14 protein-coding genes and 2 pseudogenes are annotated in these 22,920 nt (G+C 63.8%); 7 read left to right on the plus strand and 9 right to left on the minus strand.

Features of this window, described 5'->3' with window-relative positions:
• Positions 1–17 precede the first annotated feature (17 nt).
• On the minus strand, positions 18–764 hold the full coding sequence (locus B2696_RS01145) for a phosphoglyceromutase (RefSeq protein WP_075729038.1): 747 nt from the start codon (positions 762–764) through the stop codon (positions 18–20).
• A gap of 115 nt (positions 765–879) precedes the next feature.
• Positions 880–2,145: a D-inositol-3-phosphate glycosyltransferase gene (gene mshA / locus B2696_RS01150; RefSeq protein WP_075729037.1), complete on the minus strand. Its 1,266-nt coding sequence runs from the start codon at positions 2,143–2,145 to the stop codon at positions 880–882.
• A gap of 63 nt (positions 2,146–2,208) precedes the next feature.
• On the opposite strand from mshA, the gene B2696_RS01155 reads away from it, so the two are divergent.
• The 3 genes and pseudogenes from B2696_RS01155 (at position 2,209) to B2696_RS01165 (ending at position 15,123) form a co-directional block, all read left to right on the plus strand.
• Complete coding sequence (locus B2696_RS01155) at positions 2,209–3,921, plus strand: long-chain-fatty-acid--CoA ligase (RefSeq protein WP_286953463.1); 1,713 nt, start codon at positions 2,209–2,211, stop codon at positions 3,919–3,921.
• A gap of 174 nt (positions 3,922–4,095) precedes the next feature.
• Positions 4,096–5,811 (plus strand): long-chain-fatty-acid--CoA ligase, encoded by a 1,716-nt coding sequence (locus B2696_RS01160; protein WP_286953464.1) that lies wholly within the window; start codon positions 4,096–4,098, stop codon positions 5,809–5,811.
• A 239-nt stretch (positions 5,812–6,050) separates the two neighbouring features.
• A pseudogene (locus B2696_RS01165) lies at positions 6,051–15,123 on the plus strand (fatty acid synthase subunit beta domain-containing protein).
• A gap of 60 nt (positions 15,124–15,183) precedes the next feature.
• Here the strand turns inward: B2696_RS01165 and B2696_RS01170 are convergent.
• Positions 15,184–16,335 (minus strand): YihY/virulence factor BrkB family protein, encoded by a 1,152-nt coding sequence (locus tag B2696_RS01170; protein WP_286953465.1) that lies wholly within the window; start codon positions 16,333–16,335, stop codon positions 15,184–15,186.
• Between the two features lie 133 nt (positions 16,336–16,468).
• On the opposite strand from B2696_RS01170, the gene B2696_RS01175 reads away from it, so the two are divergent.
• Positions 16,469–16,930, plus strand: coding sequence for an S-ribosylhomocysteine lyase (locus tag B2696_RS01175; protein WP_075729032.1), 462 nt, complete (start codon positions 16,469–16,471; stop codon positions 16,928–16,930).
• Positions 16,931–17,037: 107 nt separating this feature from the next.
• Here B2696_RS01175 and B2696_RS01180 read toward each other — a convergent pair whose 3' ends face one another.
• Entirely contained in the window at positions 17,038–18,132 is a 1,095-nt protein-coding gene (locus tag B2696_RS01180) for a UDP-N-acetylmuramate dehydrogenase (protein ID WP_286953468.1), read from the minus strand.
• A gap of 24 nt (positions 18,133–18,156) precedes the next feature.
• On the opposite strand from B2696_RS01180, the gene B2696_RS01185 reads away from it, so the two are divergent.
• The 3 genes and pseudogenes from B2696_RS01185 to B2696_RS01195 all read left to right on the plus strand — a co-directional run bounded on the left by B2696_RS01185 (position 18,157) and on the right by B2696_RS01195 (position 19,722).
• Positions 18,157–18,648 carry a DUF2505 domain-containing protein gene (locus tag B2696_RS01185; protein ID WP_075729030.1) on the plus strand — a complete coding sequence of 164 codons (492 nt, stop codon included), beginning with the start codon at positions 18,157–18,159 and terminating at the stop codon, positions 18,646–18,648.
• A 20-nt stretch (positions 18,649–18,668) separates the two neighbouring features.
• A pseudogene (locus B2696_RS11505) lies at positions 18,669–18,749 on the plus strand (class I SAM-dependent methyltransferase); the annotation flags it as partial.
• 175 nt (positions 18,750–18,924) lie between these two features.
• The gene (locus B2696_RS01195) at positions 18,925–19,722 is read left to right on the plus strand and encodes a DUF2993 domain-containing protein (protein WP_286953473.1); all 798 of its coding nucleotides are present in this window, start codon (positions 18,925–18,927) and stop codon (positions 19,720–19,722) included.
• Positions 19,723–19,741: 19 nt separating this feature from the next.
• Here B2696_RS01195 and B2696_RS01200 read toward each other — a convergent pair whose 3' ends face one another.
• From B2696_RS01200 to B2696_RS01220, 5 genes are all read right to left on the minus strand, one after another.
• Entirely contained in the window at positions 19,742–20,230 is a 489-nt protein-coding gene (locus B2696_RS01200; protein ID WP_286953476.1) for a deoxyribose-phosphate aldolase, read from the minus strand.
• A gap of 18 nt (positions 20,231–20,248) precedes the next feature.
• Positions 20,249–20,539 carry a DUF2516 family protein gene (locus tag B2696_RS01205; protein WP_075729027.1) on the minus strand — a complete coding sequence of 97 codons (291 nt, stop codon included), beginning with the start codon at positions 20,537–20,539 and terminating at the stop codon, positions 20,249–20,251.
• A 6-nt stretch (positions 20,540–20,545) separates the two neighbouring features.
• Positions 20,546–21,061, minus strand: coding sequence for a CGLAU_01105 family protein (locus B2696_RS01210; protein ID WP_276622507.1), 516 nt, complete (start codon positions 21,059–21,061; stop codon positions 20,546–20,548).
• A 49-nt stretch (positions 21,062–21,110) separates the two neighbouring features.
• The gene (locus tag B2696_RS01215) at positions 21,111–22,415 is read right to left on the minus strand and encodes a DUF445 domain-containing protein (protein WP_286953481.1); all 1,305 of its coding nucleotides are present in this window, start codon (positions 22,413–22,415) and stop codon (positions 21,111–21,113) included.
• 93 nt (positions 22,416–22,508) lie between these two features.
• Entirely contained in the window at positions 22,509–22,883 is a 375-nt protein-coding gene (locus tag B2696_RS01220) for a hypothetical protein (protein WP_286953483.1), read from the minus strand.
• Positions 22,884–22,920: the final 37 nt, after the last annotated feature.

Here is a 22,920-nt window from a genome sequence, read left to right on the forward strand (position 1 = left end):
GCGGCGCGTTACTGTGCTTATTTTGCGCCTTGGGCAGCCACTGCGGCGGCGCCAGCTGCGGCAGCCTCCGGATCCAGGTAGGTGCCGCCGGGGTTGACCACTCCACCCTCAGGGGTGATCTCATAGAGCAGCGGAATTCCGGTAGGAATGTTGAGGCCCGCAATGTCCTCATCGGAGATTCCATCAAGGTGCTTGACCAGCGCGCGCAGGGAGTTGCCGTGCGCGGCGATGAGGACGACCTCCCCCTTCTTTGCACGAGGCAGGATTTCTTCCTCGAAGTAGGGGACGAAGCGCTCGACGACGTCCTTGAGGCACTCGGTGCGCGGCACGTGCGGCAGGTCAGCGTAGCGCGGGTCTCCGGCCTGGCTGTACTCAGCGCCATCCTCGAGCTCGGGTGGCGGGGTGCCATAAGAACGGCGCCAAGCCATGAACTGCTCTTCGCCGTACTTTTCCTTGGTTTCTGCCTTGTTGAGACCCTGGAGCGCACCGTAGTGACGCTCGTTGAGACGCCAGTCACGCACGACGGGAATCCAGAGGCGATCAGCAGCGTCGAGGGAGATGTTCGCGGTGCGGATGGCACGGCGCAGCAACGAGGTATAAACCACCTCGGGCAGGATTCCCTGCTCCTTGAGCAGCTCGCCGCCGTGCTTTGCCTCGGCCTCACCCTTGGCGGTGAGATCGACGTCTACCCAGCCGGTGAATTGGTTGGACTCGTTCCACTGTGATTGACCATGACGAAGGAGAATTAGCTTTCCGTTACTCATAGCCACCAGCATGCCATGAACTGAAAGAAAGTTCCGAGAGATTGGGGCGGGACTCACATTTTGTGCTCGTCCTAGAGCCGAAGTAATCGCGCAACCTGTGATCTTCGCGGGAGGATTAAGCGCCAGCCGCGTGCCGCTGATGACAATCGGGGACCTCGATCGCCAGCGCCTGCTGGTAGATGTCCCGCAATAAGCTAGCCGACGCCGCCCAGCTAAAGCGGGCCGCGTGGTGGACTGCCGCCTCCCCCATGGCGATGCGGGTGTCATCGTCATCAAGGAGCCGCGCGAGTGCATCCGCCCAGGCTGCAGCGGAGTGTCCCTCAACCAACTCACCGGTTTCACCCTCGGCCACAGCTATGGGCAGCCCGCCCACGCGCGCGGCCACGACCGGGGTGCCAGAAGCCTGTGCCTCAAGGGCCACTAGGCCGAAGGACTCGTTATAGCTGGGAACAGCCACGATGTCGGCGGCGCGATAAATCGAGACCAGCTCCTCTGGGGGGCGCGGCTGTAAGAAACGCACGTGACAGGACATGCCTAGCTCCCGCACCAAGGCGTGGTAGCTCTCGGAGCTGGCATCGGCGCCCGAGGGACCGCCGCAGATGATGACGCGCAGGTTGCGCTCGGGATCACGGCGAAAGAGCTCTGCGGCGGCCCGAATCAACACGTCCGGCCCCTTAAACTTTTGCAGGCGCCCAACAAAGGCGACGACCTTAGCGTGCAGGGGAATGCCCAGTTCGCGGCGGGAGCGCTCGGTATTGCGATCGCTGCCAGGTGTAAAGAGCTCGGTGTCAGCACCGGGAGATACCACCTGAATGTGTGAAGGATCGGCATCATAATGCCGGATGAGATCGCGAGCCTCCTGCTCAGTGTTGACCACGAGAACATCCGCGTTATCCACCAGCTGCTGCTCACAGATGCGGCGTGCTTCGGACTCCTGGGTATCATCCCCGCTGCGGTATTGGTTCTTAACTGCCGCCAGGGTGTGCGCTGTGTGCACGAGTGGCAGTCCCCACAGATCCCTCAACAGCCACCCCACCTGGCCGGAGAGCCAATAGTGCGAGTGGATGAGATCGTAGTGCAGCCCATGGCACTTAACAAATTGCACCAAGCCGCCGGTGAAGGCGACCATTTGTGTGGGGAGCTCTTCCTTACTCAACCCCTCATAGGGCCCGGCCACGATATTGATAACGCGCAGGCGCGGCTCGACCTCCACGATTTCGCCCTGGCTGGGACGAGTGGCGCGCGTATAGATGTCGACGTCAACTCCTTGGCGCGCCAATTGGCGGGCCACGTTGATGACATAGACATTCATGCCCCCCGCATCCCCCGAGCCTGGTTGTTCAATGGGAGAGGTGTGCATGGAGATCATGGCGATGCGCATAGCGCCCTATCCTAGCGGCGGTATACTGGCCGGTGCTAAACCTCCGTACCCGAAAGGTCATTCATGTCGGCAGTTGATTCCAAAGCTTGGCTCCAGTTTTATCCGGAATGGACGCCGCATTCTCTTGATTATGGGGAAACCACGCTGCTCGATGTCTATGACAACAACTTGGCCATCAACCCAGATAAGCCAGCCACCTACTTCTTTGGCCGGACCCAGACCTTTAGTGATCTAGACCGCCAGGTGCGTCGCGCCGCGGCGGGCCTGCGGGCCTTCGGCGTGCGCCCTGGGGATCGCGTCGCCATCGTCGCCCCCAACTGCCCGCAGTACGTTGCGGCCTTTTATGCCATCTTGAAGTTGGGCGCGGTCGCAGTCTTGCACAATCCCCTCTACACCGCACACGAGCTAGAGGGTTTGTTCAAAGATCACGGCGCACGCATCGCCATTGCCTGGGATAAAACAGCCTCCACCTTAGAGAAGCTGCGCGGAAGCACCGATCTGGAGACGGTGATCTCCATCAACATGATCGATGCTATGCCCACCGCCCAGCGCTTGGCGCTGCGCCTTCCTTTCCTTAAATCCACCCGCGAGCAGCTTTCAGGTGAGGCCCCCAATACAGTGCCCTGGGACACCCTTATTGGGGATGCGATTGGCGGGGACGGCAAGGATCTGAAGAATCCACCGGAAGTCACCAAAGACACCATCGCGGTTATCATGTACACCTCGGGCACCACTGGCCAGCCCAAGGGCGCACAGCTCTCCCACGGGAACTTCTTCGCCGTCATTCTCCAGGGCAAGAACTGGGTTCCGGGCTTGGGAGATCGTCCCGAGCGCATGCTCGCTGCCCTGCCTTTCTTCCACGCTTATGGCCTGACCATGAACGTGGTCTTGCAGCCCCTCATCGGTGGCGAACTCGTGATCATTCCGAAGCCGGATATTGCCCTCATCATGAAGCTGATGAAGAAGCACACCCCGACCTGGATCCCCGGCGTTCCTACCCTCTATCAGCGCATCGTGGAGGCCGCGGAGAAGGACGGCGTGGACATCAAGGGCGTGCGCGCGGCCTTTTCCGGCGCCTCGACCCTGCCCGTGGAAACCGTAGAAAAGTGGGAAAAGTACACAGGAGGGCTGCTCGTGGAGGGCTATGGCCTCACTGAGTGCTCCCCCATCATCGTGGGCAACCCCATGACCACCGATCGCCGTCCTGGATACGTGGGTATCCCCTTCCCCGACACCGAGGTCCGCATAGCCAACCCGGATAACCTGGATGAGACGCAGCCGGATGGCACCGCTGGCGAGGTCCTCGCCCGCGGTCACCAGGTATTCAAGGGCTATCTCAATAACCCAGAAGCCACCGCTGCGGCCTTCCACAATGGCTGGTTCCGAACTGGGGACATGGGCATCATGGACTCGGATGGATTCATCCGCTTGGTCAGCCGCATCAAGGAAATCATCATCACTGGCGGCTTCAACGTCTACCCCGGCGAGGTCGAGGAAGTTCTGCGCACGCACCCCTCCATCGATGATGTGGCCGTCGTCGGGCGCCCGCGCCCGGATGGTTCGGAGGACGTCGTCGCCTGCATCGATCTCAGCGACGGTGCGGCGCTGGACCCAGAGGGCCTGAAGGACTTCTGCCGCGAGCGCCTCACCCGCTACAAGGTGCCGCGCACCTTCTACCACTTCCAGGAACTGCCCAAGGATCAAATGGGCAAGATTCGGCGCCGCGAGGTGCAGGCCGCGTTGCTCGAGCGACTCGCCGCGGAGGAAAAACACTAGCTCGAACCAAGGGGTGTGAGAAGCGGCCGTCTCTCAACCCCTAAAGCTAGAAAGTGGTCAAACTCACATCAGGCAGATATTGTTGACGCTTAAGTACTTAGTACTGAAGCGCTTAGTACTAAGCAGCAAAAACACTTATTAGTGCACCTGCCAACAAAAGGAGACCTTCCCATCATGTCCGCTTATGAGACAAAGGCCTGGCTGCAGCAATACGCGGAGTGGACCCCTGCCACTCTCGACTACGGCGACCTCACTCTGGTCGACATGTATAACGAGAACCTCTCCCAACACGCCGCCTGGCCCGCCACCTGGTTCTTCGGCCGTACCCAAACCTACAAAGATCTCGACGCTCAGGTCCGAGCGGCAGCCGCAGGGCTCAAGGCCTTCGGCATCCGCCCCGGTGACCGCGTGGCTATCGCCCTGCCCAACTGCCCGCAGCATATCGCGGCCTTTTATGCGATCTTGAAGCTGGGAGCGACCGTCGTCGAACACAACCCGCTCTACACCGCCCATGAGCTCGAGGAGCTATTCCAGGACCACAAGGCACGAGTGGCCATTGTCTGGGACAACGCCTCCGCGGTCTTCGAGGAGCTGCGGGAGACCACCTCTCTTGAAACCATCGTCTCCGTCAACATGACCGAGGCCATGCCGCGCGCACAACAGCTGCTGCTGCGCATCCCCCTGCCCCCCATCACCGAGAAGCGCAACCAGCTGACCTCCCCAGCCCCCAACACCGTGCCCTGGAGCACGCTTATCGGCTCGGCCATCGGTGGGGATGGCTCTAACCTCCGGGATGACGGCTCCTTAAGCCCCGAGAGCCTCGCGGTCATCCTCTATACCTCCGGCACCACCGGCAAGCCCAAGGGCGCAGAGCTCACGCACGGCAACATCGCCTCCAACGTCAAGATGGGCGAGGCCTGGGTCCCCGGCCTTGGCAAGAAGCCCGAGCGCATGTTGGCAGCTTTGCCGATGTTCCACGCCTATGGCCTCACTCTTATCGCCGCGCTAGGCGTCTATATCGGTGGCGAACTCGTCCTCACCCCGGCGCCGAAGATCCCGCTCATCATGGACATCATGAAGAAGCACACTCCTACCTGGCTGCCAGGAGTCCCCACCCTATACTCCAAGATCATTGCCGCCGCGCGGGAGAAGAATATCAGCATCTCCGGCATCAACAATGCGCTCTCCGGAGCCGCAGCGCTGCCCACGGAGACGGTCGAGGAATGGGAGAACCTCACCGGGGGTCTGCTCGTCGAAGGCTATGGCCTCACCGAGACCTCGCCGGTTCTGACCGGCAACCCCATGAATAAGAATCGGCGCCCCGGATACATCGGTCTCCCCTTCCCCGATACAGACATCCGCATCGGCAACCCGGAGAACCTCGACGAGACTCAGCCTGATGGCACCCCGGGCGAGTTGCTCGCGCGCGGACCCCAGGTCTTCCGCGGCTACTTCAATAACCCGCAGGCCACCGCGGAGTCCTTTCACGATGGTTGGTACCGCACCGGGGACATGGCTGTCATGGAGCCGGACGGATTCATCAAGATCGTCTCCCGCATCAAGGAAATGGTCATCACCGGCGGATTTAACGTCTATCCCGCCGAGGTGGAGGAGACCCTGCTCGCTCACCCCGACGTTGTTGACGCCGCCGTCGTCGGGCAGCCGCGTTCGGATGGTTCGGAGGACGTCGTCGCCTGCCTCGTGTTGCGTGACGGCGCGGCGCTCGATCCCGAGGGCATGAAGGAATTCGCCCGCACGCGCCTGACCCGGTACAAGGTGCCGCGCACCTTCTACCACTTCGAGGAATTGGCCAAGGATCAGCTGGGCAAGATTAGGCGCCGCGAGGTGCAAGAACAGCTCCTTGAGCTGCTCAAGAAGAACGGGAATTAAAGCCGCGGCTAAGGCCCTGACTGCCCCTGCGCGCTGGCGGGTCCCTCTCCTGCCAGCGCGCATCCGAGAATCGACAGTGATTTTTCCTCCTCAGAAAAAACATGAGAAAAAGCTCACATTTGATAAGTCGGAACCCTAAACCTACGTGGCAGTAGGCTACCGTGGCGTGAATGTGTTTACTTCCTGCCCGGAAACTAAGCACTCTTCCTTTATGAAACACCGAGGACAAAAGAGGGACAATGTCTTTGACTCCGTTGCATTCTTTGCACAACCCCGCAATTCTTTTCGCCGGCCAAGGCTCGCGCTGGCAGGAGGCCATCTCCTTGGCCAGCCAGGCGCCTGCCATCGCCCAAAAGCTGCGCGAACTCTTAAGCGAAGTCCGCGCCGCCACCGGGCCGGCCGCTAGACTCATCGCCTCCACCTGCCCCGGCGCCATTGAGCGCCTCGAAGAACTCATTTCAGCTGGCGCCGAGGGCACTAACGGGGCCGAAGGGGCCTCCGCCAAGCCCGCAGACGTAGACGTCTACCCCGCCGTTTCCATCCCTGGAATCGTGCTGGGACAGATCGCAGCCATCGACCACCTCCGCAGCCTCGGGCTCGACCCGAAGGAAGCCATCGGGCATTCGCAGGGCATCCTCGGCGTTGCGGCGCTCGAGGATCAGAAGCAAGCCCTCACCATCGCCGTGTTGATGGGCACCGCAGCCTCCGCACAGGAGGGATCCGATTCCCGCTCGCACATGCTCTCCATCCGCGGCATCGACCGCCCGTTCATCGAGCAAGCGCTGCGCGGGGATGCCACCATCGCCGTCATCAACGGCCGCCGCCACTTTGTCATCTCCGGCGCCCCCGAGAGCCTCGAGTCCACTCGCACGGCACTCCAAGGCGCCGTTGACGCATTCAACGACAGCCTCGAGAACCGCACCATCGGTGGCGACGAGATCCTCGCCGTCTTCGACGAGCTGCCCGTGGCCCTGCCCTTCCACCACCCCAGCCTGCGCCCCGCAGCTGCACGTACCGCGCAGCTCGCGCAGGAATGCGGCGTCGATAGTTCCACGGCGCAGCGCTTGGCCGAGGCCATCCTTGTCGAGCCGCACGATTGGCCGGCCGCCGTCGCCTCCCTCGAGGCCGACAGCCTCGTCTTCCTGGATGCGGGCCTAGCAAAGCTCACCGCCCCGCTGGTCAATGGCACCGGCAAGGTCTCCGTGCTCGCCGCCACCCCGCAGCAGCGCGACGGCCTGGCCACCCCGGGCAACTCCCTGCCCAAGGCTGTCAACTACGCCGACTTCGCCCCGCGCCTGGTCCGCTTGCCTGATGGTCAGACCTACACGCAGACCCGCTTCTCCGATCTCACGGGCCTGTCCCCCATCATGCTCGGCGGCATGACGCCGACCTCTGCGGACGGCGAGATCGTGGCCGCAGCGGCCAACGCTGGCTACTGGACCGAGATGGCCGGCGGCGGCATGTACTCGGACGAGGTATTCAACCACCACCGTCAGGTCATGGAGTCCCTGTTGAAGCCGGGTCGCACCGCGCAGTTCAACACCATGTTCTTCGACCGCTTCCTGTGGAACCTGCAGTTCGGCCAGGCCCGCATCGTACCCAAGGCCCGTGCGGCCGGCGCCTCCTTCAACGGCGTGTGCATCTCCGCCGGCATCCCTGAGGTTGAGGAGGCCACCGAGCTCATCGCGCAGCTGCACTCCGATGGCTTCCCCTACATCACCTTCAAGCCTGGCACTGCCAAGCAGATCCGCGACGCGCTCAAGATCGCCGCGGCCAACCCGCAGGACCAGATCGTTCTCCAGGTCGAGGACGGCCACGCCGGCGGTCACCACTCCTGGGTCAACCTCGATGACATGCTCCTCGAGACCTACGCCGAGGTGCGCAATCACCCCAACGCCCTTCTGGCAGTCGGCGGCGGCATCTACTCGCCCGAGCGCGCCGCGACCTACCTGACCGGTTCCTGGTCCCAGAAGTATGACCTGCCCGCCATGCCTGTCGACGCCGTCTTTATCGGCACCGTAGCCATGGCCACCAAGGAGGCCAAGGCCACCGACTCGGTCAAGGATCTGCTGGTCAACACCCCCGGCGTCAAGCTCGAGGACAACGACGGCTGGGTCGGCCGCGGCACCGGAACGCACGGTGTGGCCTCCTCCCAGTCCCACCTGCTGGCGGATATCCACGACCTGGATAACTCCTTCGCGCAGGCCTCGCGCCTCATCACCTCGCTGCCTTTGGAGGACTACCAGGAGCGCCGCGATGACATTATCGCCGCCCTGGCCAAGACCTCTAAGCCCTACTTCGGCGACGTCGAGTCCATGACCTACGCGCAGTGGCTCGAGCGCTTCGTGGAGCTTGCTTATCCCTTCGTCGATCCCACCTGGGATGACCGCTTCTTCGATCTGCTCCACCGCATCGAGGCCCGCCTCAACGACGCCGATCACGGCCAGATTGAGACCCTCTTCCCGGAGATCTCCGAAGTCCACGACGCCCCGGCAGCCACCGCCAAGCTCGTGGCCGCCTACCCGCAGGCCACAACCACCACCGTCATCCCCCGCGATGCCGCATGGTGGATTTCCCTGCACTACAAGCACGTCAAGCCCATGCCGTGGGTTCCCGCCATCGACGGCGACCTCAAGGTGTGGTTTGGCAAGGACACCCTGTGGCAGGCCCAGGACGAGCGCTACAGCGCCGACGAGGTCCGTATCATTCCTGGCCCAGTAGCCGTGGCAGGCATCACCAAGAAGAACGAGCCGGTCGCCGATCTGCTCGCCCGCTTCGAATCCGCCGCCACCGAGACCCTGGCACAAGACCACGAGGCCACCGAGATCTTCAGCCGCCTCGAGTCCGCCACCAGCGCCGCTGAGTTCATCAAGGCCGCGCCGACGATTGTCTGGCACGGCCACCTCATGGCCAACCCCGCTCACGAGATGAGCCCGGAGGCCTACGAGCTGGGTCAGGATGACCAGGGCAACTGGGAGATCCGCATCAACTCGGATTCCTACTGGGACGATCTCCCCTCCGAGCAGCGCCCCTTCTACGTCAAACAGGTCACCGTCCCTCTCGACCTGCCCGCAGACGTGGCCACCGGCGGCTCGCCCGTTGTCTCCGAGGAGCGCCTGCCCGCCTCCGTCTTCGCCCTCCTCGAGGGCCTGGCCGGCGTGGGCTCCATCTCTGAGCAGGGTGACGAAATCACCGAGATGCCGCGCATCGAGCCCGGTAGCGAATCCGCTGACGCTCCCTTCGGCGTGGCTCATTACTCCTTCACACTGCCGGCTTCCCTGCTGCAGGCACACACCAACGTCACCGGCGCCGCGCTCGGCTCCGTCAAGCCAGGCACTCCCGACGTGCTCGTCGGCCCTTGCTGGCCGGCCATCTACACGGCTCTCGGCTCCGGCAAGCTGGCGGACGGCTACCCCGTCATCGAGGGCCTGCTCAACGCCGTGCACCTCGATCACCTGGTGGACCTGCGCATTCCGCTAGACGAGCTGGCAAATGGCCGCACCATCGACGTGACCTCCAAGTGCACCTCCATCGACGAGTCCGTCTCTGGGCGCATCGTCACCGTCGAGCTGGAGCTGCGCGATCATGATTCCCAGGAAATCGTGGCCACCCAGATGCAGCGCTTCGCCATCCGCGGCCGCGCCACCGGCACCGATATGCCAGTTCCTGCCCCTGAGTGGGGCGGCGGCGAGCTTTCCGCACAGGTCACTGCCACCCCGCGCTCCTTCGTAGACCGCGCCGTGGTCACCGCCCCGCAGGACATGACGCCCTTCGCGCTGGTTTCGGGCGACTACAACCCCATCCACACCTCTTATAACGCGGCGCAGCTGGTTAACCTTAAGGCCCCGCTCGTGCACGGCATGTGGCTCTCCGCCACCGCCGAGCACCTCGCAGGCAAGCACGGCACCGTCACCGGCTGGACCTACTCCATGTACGGCATGGTTCAGCTCGATGACGAGGTGGAAATCACCGTCGAGCGCGTCGGCCGCGCCGGCATCCACGCCGCCCTCGAGGTCACCTGCCGCATCAACGGCGAGGTAGTCTCCCGCGGCCAGGCTCTCCTGGCGCAGCCCCGCACCGCCTATGTTTATCCGGGCCAGGGCATCCAGTCCGAGGGAATGGGCCGCGGCGACCGCGATGCCTCCCCGGCTGCCCGCGAGATCTGGCGCCGCGCCGATCAGCACACCCGCACCGCGCTGGGCTTTAGCATCCAGCAGGTCATCGATGACAACCCCACCGAGGTCACCGTCCGCGGCACGACCTTCAAGCACCCCCAGGGCGTGCTGCACCTGACGCAGTTCACCCAGGTTGCCCTCGCAGTGGTCGCCTACGCGCAGACCGAGCGCCTGCGCGAGGCTAATGCCCTCGCCGCTGGCTCGATGTACGCCGGCCACTCCTTGGGCGAGTACACCGCACTGGCCTCCCTGGCCAACATCTTCGACCTTGAAGCCGTCATCGACATTGTCTACTCCCGCGGTTCCGCCATGGGCACCCTCGTGCCGCGCGACGCAGAGGGCAATTCCGATTACGCCATGGCCGCCCTGCGTCCGAACATGATCGGGGTGTCCTCCGATGAGGTTGACGGCTACGTCGACGGCATCGCGACAGAGACCGGCGAGATCCTCGAGATCGTCAACTACAACATCCGTGGTCAGCAGTACTCCATTGCTGGCACCAAGGCTGGCCTGCGCGAGCTGGTCAAGCGCGCCAACTCCATCCGCGAGCGCGCCGCCGTCATGGTTCCGGGCATCGACGTGCCCTTCCACTCCCGCGTGCTACGTGATGGCGTCCCCGCCTTCGCCGCAAAGCTCGACGAGTTGCTGCCCGCCGAGCTTGACCTCGACGCCCTCGTTGGCCGCTACGTGCCCAACCTCGTGGCCCGTCCTTTCGAGCTCACCCAGGAGTTCGTCGACCTCGTCGCGCCGCTCGCTCCTTCCGGGCGCCTCGATGGCCTCGATGCCTCCAGCCTGAGCGATCAGGAGCTGGCTCGCCTGCTGCTCATCGAACTGCTCTCCTGGCAGTTCGCTTCCCCAGTGCGCTGGATTGAGACCCAGGAACTGCTCTTTGAAAAGGTGGACCAGATTATCGAGGTCGGCCTCGCTTCTGCTCCTACCCTGACCAACCTGGCCAAGCGCTCCATGGCCGTGGCCGGCGTGGACCTGTCTGTCTACAACGTCGAGCGCGACCAAGACCAGGTCATGCTCGAAGACGTCCAGGCCGCTCCCTANNCCCCCCGCCGCACCGGAAGCCGCTGAGGATGCGGCGGACACCGCCGAGGCGGCATCGCCAAGCGCAGCCGCAGCGCAGCCCGCCGCAGCTCCCGCAGCAGCACCCGCAGCGGCTCCCACGCCGGCTGCCGCACCCGCTGCTGGAGCCTCCAGCGGCGCCGACGCGCCCGAGCTCAAGTTCGGCGCAGCACAGGCCATCATGGTGCTCTTCGCCTTCCAGAACAAGATCCGTGTCGATCAGATCAATGATTCTGACACCGTCGAGGAGCTGACCAACGGCGTCTCCTCGCGCCGTAACCAGCTGCTCATGGATATGTCCGCAGAAATCGGCGTGCCTGCCATCGATGGCGCCGCCGACGCGGACGTGGCTTCCCTGCGCGAGAAGGTTTCCACCGCTGCACCTGGCTACACGCCCTTTGGCGGCGTCCTCGGCGAGGCCATCTCGGCCCGCCTGCGCCAGCTTCTCGGCGCGGCCGGCCTCAAGCCCGCCTTCGTTGCCGAGCGCGTCACCGGCGCCTGGAGCCTGCCTGCATCGTGGGTCCCTCACGTCGAGGCTGAGATCCTCTTGGGCTCGCGCGAGGAGGATTCCGTCCGTGGCGGTAGCCTGAGCACCGTGCCGACCTCGGCGACCTCGAAGGCCGCGGCCAACGATCTGGTCGACGCCGCCATCGCTGCCGTTGCAGCCGCCCACGGCACCTCGGTGTCCATGTCCTCCGGTTCTTCGGCAGGCGGCGGCGTGGTTGATTCCGCGGCGCTGGACGCCTACGCCGATACCGTCACCGGCGAGAACGGCGTGCTGGCTACCGCCGCCCGCCAGGTCCTTGACCAGCTGGGATACCTCCCGGAGCCTGCGGAGACCATCGTCCCCGATAACTCCGCCATCGAGACTGTCGAGGCCGAGCTGGGCACCGGCTGGCTCAAGCTGGTTTCCCCGACCTTCGACGCTGCCAAGGCAGTGCTTTTCGACGACTCCTGGGCCACCGCCCGCGAGAAGCTCGCCCGCCTCGCCCTGGGTCAGGACACCTATGACGCCGCCGAGTTCCGTGGCGCCGGCGCTACCGTCGCCGCCCAGGCTCGTTGGTGGGCCAAGAACGGCGGCCAGGGAGATCTCGCGGCCGTCGCCGCCGAGGCCGAGTCCGACTTCAACGGCGAGTTCCGTGGCGAGGTGGCCCTGGTCACCGGCGCGGCTCCTGGGTCCATCGCCACCGCCCTGGTCGAGCGCTTGCTCGAGGCCGGCGCGACTGTCGTCATGACCGCCTCGCGGGTCACCCAGGCACGCAAGGAGTTTGCCCGCAAGCTCTACGCCGCACACGGCGCGCAGGGCTCTGCTCTGTGGCTGGTTCCGGCCAACCTCTCGAGCTACCGCGACGTCGATGCCCTCATCGACTGGATCGGCACCGAGCAGCGCGAGTCCGTGGGCAACGAGGTCAAGATACTCAAGCCCGCGCTCACCCCGACCGTGGCCTACCCCTTCGCGGCTCCTTCGGTCTCCGGCTCGCTTGCCGACGCCGGCTCCGCCACCGAAAACCAGGCCCGCCTGCTGCTGTGGTCGCTCGAGCGCACCATCGCCGGGCTCTCCCGCCTGGCACAGGACGCCGTTGACACCCGTTGCCACATCGTCTTGCCTGGTTCCCCCAACCGCGGCACCTTCGGCGGCGACGGCGCCTATGGCGAGGTCAAGGCTGCTCTCGACGCCATCTTGAACAAGTGGCACGTCGAGGCTGGCTGGCCCGCAGGCGTTACCTTGGCCCAGGCCAAGATTGGTTGGGTTGCCGGCACGCACCTCATGGGCGGCAACGACGTGCTCGTCCCGGCCGCGCAGGCCGCAGGCATTCACGTGTGGTCCCCGGAGGAAATCTCCTCCGAGCTCATCGGTCTCGCCAGCCCGTCTTCGCGCGCTGCTGCCGAGAAGTCCCCAGTTGAGGCCGACCTCACCGGCGGCCTCGAGGGAGTCTCGCTGACCGCGCTGGCCGCACAGACCCAGGCGGATCAGGCCGGGGCCGGCGCAGGCGCCGAAGCTGCCACGGCCGCGGATTCTGCGGCCCCCGCCACCATCTCCGCTCTGCCTAACCCGCCGCGCGCCGAGCAGCCGAGCTTTGGCCCCGACGAGAAGATCTCTGAGGTCACCACCGACCTCGATGACATGGTCGTCATCGCCGGTATCGGCGAGGTCAGCTCCTGGGGCTCGGGACGCACCCGCTTCGAGGCCGAGTATGGCCTCCAGCATGACGGCGCCGTGGAACTGACCGCGGCTGGCGTGCTGGAGCTGGCCTGGATGACCGGCCTCATCACGTGGGCCGAGGATCCGCACCCGGGTTGGTTCGACGCCGAGGGCACCGAGGTCGCCGAGGAGGACATCTACGATCGCTTCCGCGACGAGGTCGTCGCCCGCGCCGGCATCCGCACGCTGAGCGATAAGTTCCATCTCGTGGACCAGGGCTCCATCGACCTGACCACCGTCTTCCTCGACCGCGACATCACCTTCACCGTGGCCTCCGAGGGCGAGGCCCGCGACATCGAGGTAGCAGATCCCGAGTTCACCACGGTGCGTGAGGCCGACGGCGAGTGGGAAGTCACCCGCCTGAAGGGCGCTACCGCCAAGGTTCCTCGCAAGGCCACCTTGACCCGCACCGTTGCCGCGCAGATGCCGGATAACTTCGACGCCTCCAAGTGGGGCATCCCGGAGCACATGCTCGATTCCCTCGACCGCATGGCGGTGTGGAACCTGGTTACCGCCATCGATGCCTTCACCCAGGCAGGCTTCTCCCCGGCGGAGCTTCTGCGCTCCATTCACCCGGCACAGGTGGCCACCACCCAGGGCACGGGCATCGGCGGCATGGAATCTCTCTACAAGGTCTTCGTCACCCGCTTCCTGGGTGAGGAGCGCCCGAGCGACATCCTGCAGGAATCTCTGCCGAACGTCATCGCAGCGCACACGATGCAGTCCTTGGTCGGCGGCTATGGCTCGATGATTCACCCCATCGGCGCCTGCGCTACCGCTGCTGTGTCCATTGAAGAGGGCGTCGACAAGATTGCGCTCGGCAAGGCCGACGTGGTCATCGCCGGCGGTATCGACGATGTCCAGGTAGAGTCCCTCACCGGCTTCGGCGACATGAACGCGACCGCTGAGACCGCCGCGATGACCACCAAGGGCATCGATGAGCGCTTCATCTCCCGCGCCAACGACCGTCGCCGCGGCGGCTTCCTCGAGGGCGAGGGCGGCGGCACCGTCCTGCTCGTGCGTGGTTCTGTCGCTGCGGACATGGGTCTGCCGGTGCTGGCAGTTGTCGCACACGCCGCCTCCTATGGCGACGGCGCGCACACCTCCATTCCGGCCCCTGGTCTCGGTGCCCTCGGCGCCGGGCGCGGCCGCACCAACTCGCGCTTGGCGAAGTCCCTGCGCGGCTTGGGGCTGCACCCCAACGACGTCAGCGTGCTCTCCAAGCACGACACCTCGACCAACGCCAACGACCCGAACGAGTCCGAGCTGCACTCGATTCTGTGGCCCGCCATCGGACGCGACGCCGACGAGCCTATGTTCGTCATCTCGCAGAAGACGCTGACCGGCCACTCCAAGGGCGGCGCGGCACTCTTCCAGACCGGTGGCCTGGTGGATGTATTCCGCACCGGAATCGTCCCGCCGAACGTGGCGCTGGACTGCGTGGATCCGCTCATCGAGCCCAAGGCACGCAACCTGGTCTGGCTGCGTTCTGCACTGTCGGTGGGCACCGTGCGTGCGGCCGCTTTGACCTCGCTTGGCTTCGGTCACGTCGGTGCCTTGGTGGTCTACGCTCACCCGGGTGTCTTCGAGACCGCCGTCGCCCAGCAGCGCGGGGCCGACGCCGCTACCCAGTGGCGCGCCCGCGCCGAGGAGCGCCTAGCCGCCGGGCACACCCACTTCGAGAACGGCATGCTCGGCCGTGAGCCTCTCTTCGAAGTCATCGAGGGCCGCCGCCTTCCCGAGGGCGGCACCGGTGAGATTCCGGGCTATGGCACCGTCTCCGCAGCCAAGGCCGCCGAGGTCGCGCTGCTGCTCGACGAGTCCGTTCGCCTCGACGAATCAGGCGTGTTCCCGCGCGTCTAATTCTGCCCAGGAAGATCTGAAGAACTAAGGCTTAGCCCCGCACCTTAAAAATGTGCGGGGCTAGGCCTTATCTTTTTCCGCCTTGTTTTCTTCCGCCTGCGTGCGGATCTGCTCGCCTTTGTCCTCGAGGCGCTGCTGGGTCTGAGCCTGCGCGAGTGCTGCCTCATCCGAGCGCGGCGGCGCCTGAATGTGGCGCTGGGACTCCAATCCCCGCTGCAGCTCCTTGGCGCGCAGCACCTCCGCGTCGATCTTGAGGCCCACGATAAGAGCGGTATTGGTTATCCACACCGCCACCAGGACCGCGAGCACCACGCTCAGCGCCCCATAGGCGTTGAGCCCGGCGAAGTACTGCAGGTAGAGGCCAATGAGCCACCACACTGCCACCGTGGCCATCAGCGCGAGCACGGAGCCCAAGGAAAACCACCGGAATCGCTGGGGCCTAACATTCGGCGCGAAGTGATAGAGCACCGCGATAAGCGCGAGGACTAAAAGGACGCTTAAGGGCAGGCGCAGCCAGTCCCAGACCGGCAAGAATATCCGCAGCATGAAGTCCAAGGTGTCCTCCAGCCCCAAGGGCCCAGCTATAGGCCCCAGAATCCCGCTGATGACGGTATCCCGCGCCAGGTTTGCAAAGACCAGCGTCACGGCGCCGAGAACCAGGACCACCGTGAGCACCCACATCATGCCCCAGGTGCGGATGAGGCCGCGGCCCTCCACCCTTCCGTAGACTATGTTGGCCGTGCGCGAGAAGGCACGCACATAAGCCGAAGCGGAGAACAAGGAGATCAAGACCGACAAGACCAGCGCTATCGTCCCCTGCGCACTCGAGCCGATGATCGTGCCCACTAAGTCGCTGGCCTGCTGCGTGGTCTGGGCGGGGAGATACTCCACGATGAACTCCTGCGTTATCTCCTCCACCTGTGCCCGCCTGCTGGCAAAGACCAAGGTGGCTATGGAGTAGGCGGCCAACACCGTCGGTGCAAAAGCCATAAGCGTGAAGTAGGTCAGCGTCGCGCCTCTGTCCAGAAACCCTTCGAAGAAGAAGTCATTCCATGTGCGCCGGAGCACCAGCGCCCAGCTCTTAGATCCCAGGCGGTTGCCGCGGCCGAGGGGGCTTTCATATTCGTCGCGGGAATCGACGCCGATGGTTTCCACTCCGCGGGGTGGCAAGATCCTATCCGGCTGCCTGTCCGGCTTTTCCTGGGAGTTCATCCTGCCAGCCTAGGCAGCACCGCTCCTCCGCGCCCTCGCGGACACTCCGGGCCAGCGCCAATGGTTATCAGAGCTTTATCCCCGCGACTTTAATTATGGCGCCAGCTAAGCCAAGCACACTAGGCTGTCCTCCATGACGAAACGCAGCAACGTGGAATCCTTCGAACTTGATCACCGCCTTGTCGCCGCGCCCTATGTGCGCGTTGCCGGCCGCCAGGACCTTGGCGATGGAACGGAAATCATCAAATATGACCTGCGCTTTTGCCAGCCCAACGAGGAGCATCTCGACATGCCTACGGTGCACTCCATCGAACACATGATGGCCAATTTCATGCGCAACTACACCGACAAGCTCATCGGTTTCGCCCCCATGGGCTGCCAGACCGGCTTCTACGCCATCACCAACGGCCTCGAGCAAGACGAGCTTATCGAAGTCCTCACCAAGTCCCTGGGCGATATCCTCACCGCCACCGAAGTTCCGGCGGCCAACGTCACGCAGTGCGGCTGGGGAGCCAACCACAGCCTCGAAGGCGCGCAGGCCGCCGTGCGTGACTACCTCGCCCACAAGGACGAGTGGCTCGAGGTCATGCGCTAGGGACTTCGCGGCCCCGCGTCTCGTTCACGGTAAATAGTGCCCAATTTTGGCTGGGGTAGCTTCTAGCCACTATGTGCAGCGAACGCGCCCTTGGGACACGCACACGCCTAGAGCGCCAGGCCCAGCCAGACGGGCTCGGGAACAAGCTCAACGCCGAAGGCCGCACGCACCCCATCGCGGATGTCGCGGGCAAGGGCCACGATGTCCTCGGCGCGGGCTTCGCCGCGGTTGCTCAAGGCCAGCGTGTGCTTGGTCGACAAGGTCGCGCGCCCCTGCCCCGGGTAGCCCTTGGGGAAACCTGCCTTTTCAATGAGCCAGGCAGCCGAGAGCTTCTCGCCCTTGGCCACCGCGTGGCGCGGCATTGTCTCAGCCACGGCGTCCCCGTGGGTGGCGCGCACGCGTGCACAGACGGCTTCGGCAAGCGCGGGATCAACGATGGGGTTAGTGAAGAAGGAGCCGGCAGACCACGTGTCGTGGTCCTGCGGGTCTAAGACCATTCCCTTGCCGTGGCGCAGGCGCAGGACCTCCTCGCGGACCTCGGCAACGCGGCGCCGCTCACCGGGCTGCTGGGTGAGCTGCCCAAAACGCAGGGGCTTGGATAGGCCATCGGTGCTCAGCTGCAACTCGATCTCAAGGACCAACGCGCGGTGGGTGAACTTGAGGTTGGAGTAGCGATAGTCCAGGTCCAGGTCGGCGGCGGGCACCCATTCGTCGACGTGGGCCCGCCTGTCGTAGAGGCGCACCCGGGTAAGCACATCAGAGATTTCCGCACCATAAGCGCCCACGTTTTGTACCGGCACCGCCCCTGCCGAGCCGGGGATTCCGGAGAGACATTCGATGCCGCCCAATCCAGCGTCCACGGATGCCGCGACCACGCGGTCCCACTCGGCCCCCGCCCCGGCGCGCACGAGGCCTGACCCCGCGTCGACGTTGATATCGCCGAACTCGAGCAAGAGCGCCACCACGTCCACTGCGCCATCGCGCACCAGCAGGTTGGAGCCGCCGCCGACGATGACGAGAGGTACCGAGGCGTCGTCGACAAGCTGGGTGGCAGCCACGGCCGCCTCCGGGTTCGAGCAACGCACCAATACCTGGGGTTTCCCGCCCACCCGCAGGGTGGTCAAGGAGGCAAAGTCGGTGTCATAGTCGAGGGTGATGCCCTCGACCGCTGCCAGCTGCTGGGTCAAGAATTCTTCTAACACCCCTACCAAGGTAGTCTGTTATGCATGTCAACCCGTAGCGAAAACACCGTAACTATCAATCAGCCCATTGAGAAGGTGCACAAGGCACTGCTCAGCGAGGGCTATTGGGAATACATCGTAGCCAACCTCTCCCCGGATCCCGGCGAGGTGCACGATTTCACGGATAACACCGCGATCCTCTACGAGGTATTGCCCACCACTTTGCTGCCCGAGGCCGTGCGCGCCATGGTCTCGCAGGACCTCAAGGTCAAGCGCGTCATCACCGTCGGTGCCCTCGAGGGCAACGCTGCCGACGTCACCTACACCGCAGACGTGAAGGGAACCCCCGTCGACTTCAAGGGCGAGATTTCCCTGACCGGTGAGGGCGACACCACCACCTTGTCCTACATCAACGAGGTCTCGGTGAACATCCCCCTCATGGGTGCCGCCATCGAGCCGAAGGTGGGCGAGGCTCTGGGCGAGCTCTTCACCAACGAAGGCAACCTTGCCGATCAGTGGATCTCCGCTAACCTCTAGTCCTTCCTCGGGTTAAAACCATGGCCGACCATGCACATAATCTGCGCGCCAGCGCGGGTGCGGGTCGGCCTTTTGGCGTCATCACCCGCGGGTGCGTTGGCGCATGGCGCGTCAATTGCTTGGCGAAGTCGGGCTACCCGTCCACCCAGTTCGCCATCGGCTCCGCGATAACACGCTCACCGTAGACTGGGAGCTCGTCGCCCCGCACCTGTGAACCCGACTATGATTTTCGTGCCTGACTAGCCTTGGGGGACAACATAGACCACACTATTAGCCATGGCTTCTCAAGACTCCGCTTCTAAGGCGTGGAAAATCTTTGTCGGCGTGCTCGTCGGCCTCCTTCTTATCCTGCTCATCGCCGAATTTGGCCTGCGCTGGTACATGGGAAGGCAGATGACCTCCCAGTTTATGGAAACCACCCAGGCCGAGGGCCTCGAGGTGACAGAAAAGCCCAGCGTCAGCTTCGGTGCCAGCCCGCTTACCCTTGGCATGCTGGGCGGCAAGATCTCGCAGATGAACATGAGCACTCCCTCCACCCTGCAGATTGAGGGCACGGAGGTGAAGGGCCAGCCCGCCGCCGACATCGAGCTGCGCGATCTCAGCGTCGCCTCCGCGCCGGTGGCCGGCCAGATGCGTGCGACCACCACACTCCCGGATGACTTCCTCCTCGCCACCTTCCAAAAGAGCATCGCGGAACAATCCGGCAATGCCACCTTGGGCAACATGGTGATCACCTCGATCACCACGAACGCGGAAGACAGCACTATCGACGTCGAGTTCGGCGGAGGGCTCGCCAGCCTCGCCCTCAAGCCCAGCGCGAACAACGGCGTACTCGACATCGCCACCCGCAAAGCAGCAGTATTCGGGATGAATCTTCCTGATCAGGCCACCGCTGCCCTCTCAGATTCCTTGCGCGAGGGGGTACAAGAGCAGTTCGTGGGCAGCCAGCTGCACGTCGACGCCGTTGAGGTAGGAAGCGGGGAGCTAAAGCTCACCGTCGCCGGCACGAACGTCCCCTTAAAGGAGCTCAGCTCCGCGGTCTCCACCGCCCCCGGTGAGACTAACGCGGCCTAGCCGGAGTGGCCGACGCGGCCTAGCCGGAGAAGTCGAAGTCCACAGTAGGCAGCGCCGACCTCACGCCCTGAGCGGGCTTCGCAGGCGCTGCCGAATCCGTGGGCTCTGCTTTTTCCTGCTTGGCGTGGTGCAGAACGATGCGCTGAAATCCTGCGAGCTCGGCCGCGTCCACCGCGGCTTGGTTCGTGGCAATGAGCGCCAGCTTAACCGGCTGCGGGCAAGCCTCCCGCACGGCGACAAGCTCTGAAAGCAACTCATTTGAGTCCTCCAGCTGCGGATCTACCGCCAACCAAATCTCTGTAGCACCCGTATAGACCGCCAAGCGCGCCTCCGAGGCCTTGATGAGGCTGTGGTGCCTGCCGGTGGGATAGCCCGCCACCGAGATCACCTCGTGGGCTTTTCCGCTCAAGGCGGCGGCAACGTGGGTCGGTGAGACCACCACGCTGTTGCCCTCTGCCTGCGCACGGACCTGCTCAGAAGTGGACTCCAAAAGATTGAGGTATTCCATGTTAGGCTGCCACTGCTTTTAGTAGCTGTAATCGCCGTTGATGATGGCACGCAGCTGCGGGCGCACATCAAACCAGTAAATCCCGGTCACCACTGCGCCGATCCACGGGATGAAGGGCAGGGGCAGCATCATGCCCACTGCGGACGCTGCCAAGAAGCCCACCCAGGACCACTTGTTTTTACGGTCGCCGGCGCGGAAGGCATCCTCGCGCGTCGAGGCGGCGAGCACCGCCCCGATCACGGCGAAGATGGAAAGTGCCATGAACACCCAGTACTGCAGGTTGTTCATGATGAGAATCAGAATGTCCATTTACTCTTACTTTGTCGGATCAGTGTGGTCAGTGTGGTCAGGATGGTCGGTGTGGTCAGTTTCGATGACTTCGCCTTCGAGGATCTCCTCCGCCGGGGAAGCGGATCCATCAGCAGCGGTGCCGTCGGTCTTGCTCGGATTGCCGGTCTTGGCACTAGGGCCGTCCGGAGTGGCGTTGCCCTCCGCGCGCTGGCTACGTTCCTTGGCGGACTTATAGGCCTCGCTGACCCCCTCGCGAGTTTCATTATAGGCGGTATTGATCTTGCCTTTCGCGTCTGCGAAGGCTTCCGAGGTCCGGGTTGCCTCTGCGGCCGCTTTGAGTGTGGCTCCCAAGTCCTTGGCGGTGCTCGAAACCTTGTCGAAGACGTTGTCCGAAGAGTTTCCTGTGCCCTCGCCTGCAGGCTTATCCTCTGCCTGCTTTGCCCGGTCGGCCTTGAGATGGCCCCCGAACTCTTTGGCTACCTCGAAGGCGGAGCTGCCCGCCTCTTTGAGGGAATCTGTCAGGGATTTCTTGTCAGTCATGTCAGGTACTTCTTTCTACTCGGGGACGGGTAGTGCACTGCCTAGACTGCTAGAGCCCAAACAGTAGATGGTTGCCAGTGTAGATAGCTAAGCCGGCGAGTGCGCCGACAACGGTGCCGTTGAGGCGAATGAACTGCAGGTCCTTGCCCACCATGAGCTCTATCTTTTCGCTCGCCTCGCTGGCATCCCAGCGCTTGATGGTCTCAGAAATGATCCCGGTGACCTCGCCGGAGTAGTTCTCGGCGAAGAAGGCCACCGCAGAGGTAAGGCGACGATCCAGGCTCTCCCGCAGCTCCGGATCCTCTTGAATATTCTTTCCCCAGCGCAGGCACAATTGCTCAATTTTGGAGCGCAACATCGACTCCGGGTCCTCGGATTGCTCGATGATGGCTTGCGCGGCCGCCGCCCACAACGCCGCCGCCGCACCGCGCATGGCTGTTGATCCCATGACGTCGGCCTTTAAGGACTCCACCCGCGCAATCATCTCTGGGTCTTGCTGGAGATCCTGCGCCAGCTGCGAAAGGGTACGGCGAATGGCGTTGCGGGCATCGTGGTTCTTGTCTGCCTTGACCTCAGCCGTCCAGTTGACCAACTCACGGTAGACTTTCTCCCCGACGAGACTGCGTGCGAAACGTGGGGCCCAGTGCGGCATACGTTCGTCGATAAGCGTGACGATGTCATCTTCCATCGTCAGAATCTTGCGATGGCCCCAGTCGATGACCTCATCGACCACCGGCTCGAGCTTGCCCTCCTGGATGAGGCCAGACAGGAGTCTTCCCGCCGGCGGCCCCCACTCGGGCTCCGCGAGGCGATCGATGAGCTGGGATTGAATGAGCGCCTCCGCCTCTTTCGGGTCCAACGCTCGCACGGCATTAGCCGTCAAGCGGCCCAGCTCATGCGATACCCGCGCCGCATTCTTGTCCTGAGCCAGCCAGTGCCCGGCCTTCTCCGGCAGGTTTGCCTGCGAGACCTTCTCAGTGATGAGCTCCGCGTTAAGGAAGTTCTCCCCCACGAACCCGCTGAGAGATTCCCCGATCTGATCCTTCTTATTGGGAATGAGCGCAGTGTGCGGAATGGGCAGTCCAAGCGGGCGACGGAAGATAGCGGTCACCGCGAACCAGTCCGCCAGACCACCCACCATGCCGGCCTCGGCCGCAGCACGCACGTAGCCGACCCACACGGGTGCTCCCCCTGGCTGATTCTGCCACCACGAACAACCTAAGAAGATAGCCGCTGCGACGAGCAACAGAGCGGTGACGAAGAACTTGTAGCGCCTTAAGGCACGCCGACGCTCGGCCTCCACCTCAGGGCTCGGCCCCGGAACTGAACGGCGCGAAGCAATGGACTCGGTCATGTAAAATACTTTCCCTTAAAGCTAGACGAAACCCCCGCGCCATATTACGGCAGCGGGGGTCAATGAAGATAAGAAGAGTAGGACTCTCAGATACTAGTTTGAACGACCAGTTTCTTTCCGGTACTGACGGTAATAGCGACGACCGTAGTAGACGGAAGCGACAGCGGCCACGGAAAGGATGACGAGCACAATGGCACCACCGATGGTGAAAGCCATGGGGTTGTTGCGGCTAGCCGCTCCATAGTGGAAGGTGTGGGTACCCAGACCCCAGATGACGATGCCTGCGGCCGGCAGGAGGGAAAGGATGAGACCCATTCCTACCCAGGTGGAAACCCGCAGCAGGGAGGAGTGCGGTGCGGCGAATGACACGGGGTCATAGCCTTCGATGTAGGTATCCTGCACCTTGCCGGAGAACTCCGGGTAGGTCTCACTCGCGTGATCAGCAACTGCGTGGGTGTTATCGCTCATGGCTGAATCTCTCTCCCAATCCTTGTACTTCTGGTGT

The sequence above is a fragment of the Corynebacterium sp. UBA4397 genome (assembly GCF_002390965.1).
Taxonomy (GTDB): domain Bacteria; phylum Actinomycetota; class Actinomycetes; order Mycobacteriales; family Mycobacteriaceae; genus Corynebacterium; species Corynebacterium flavescens.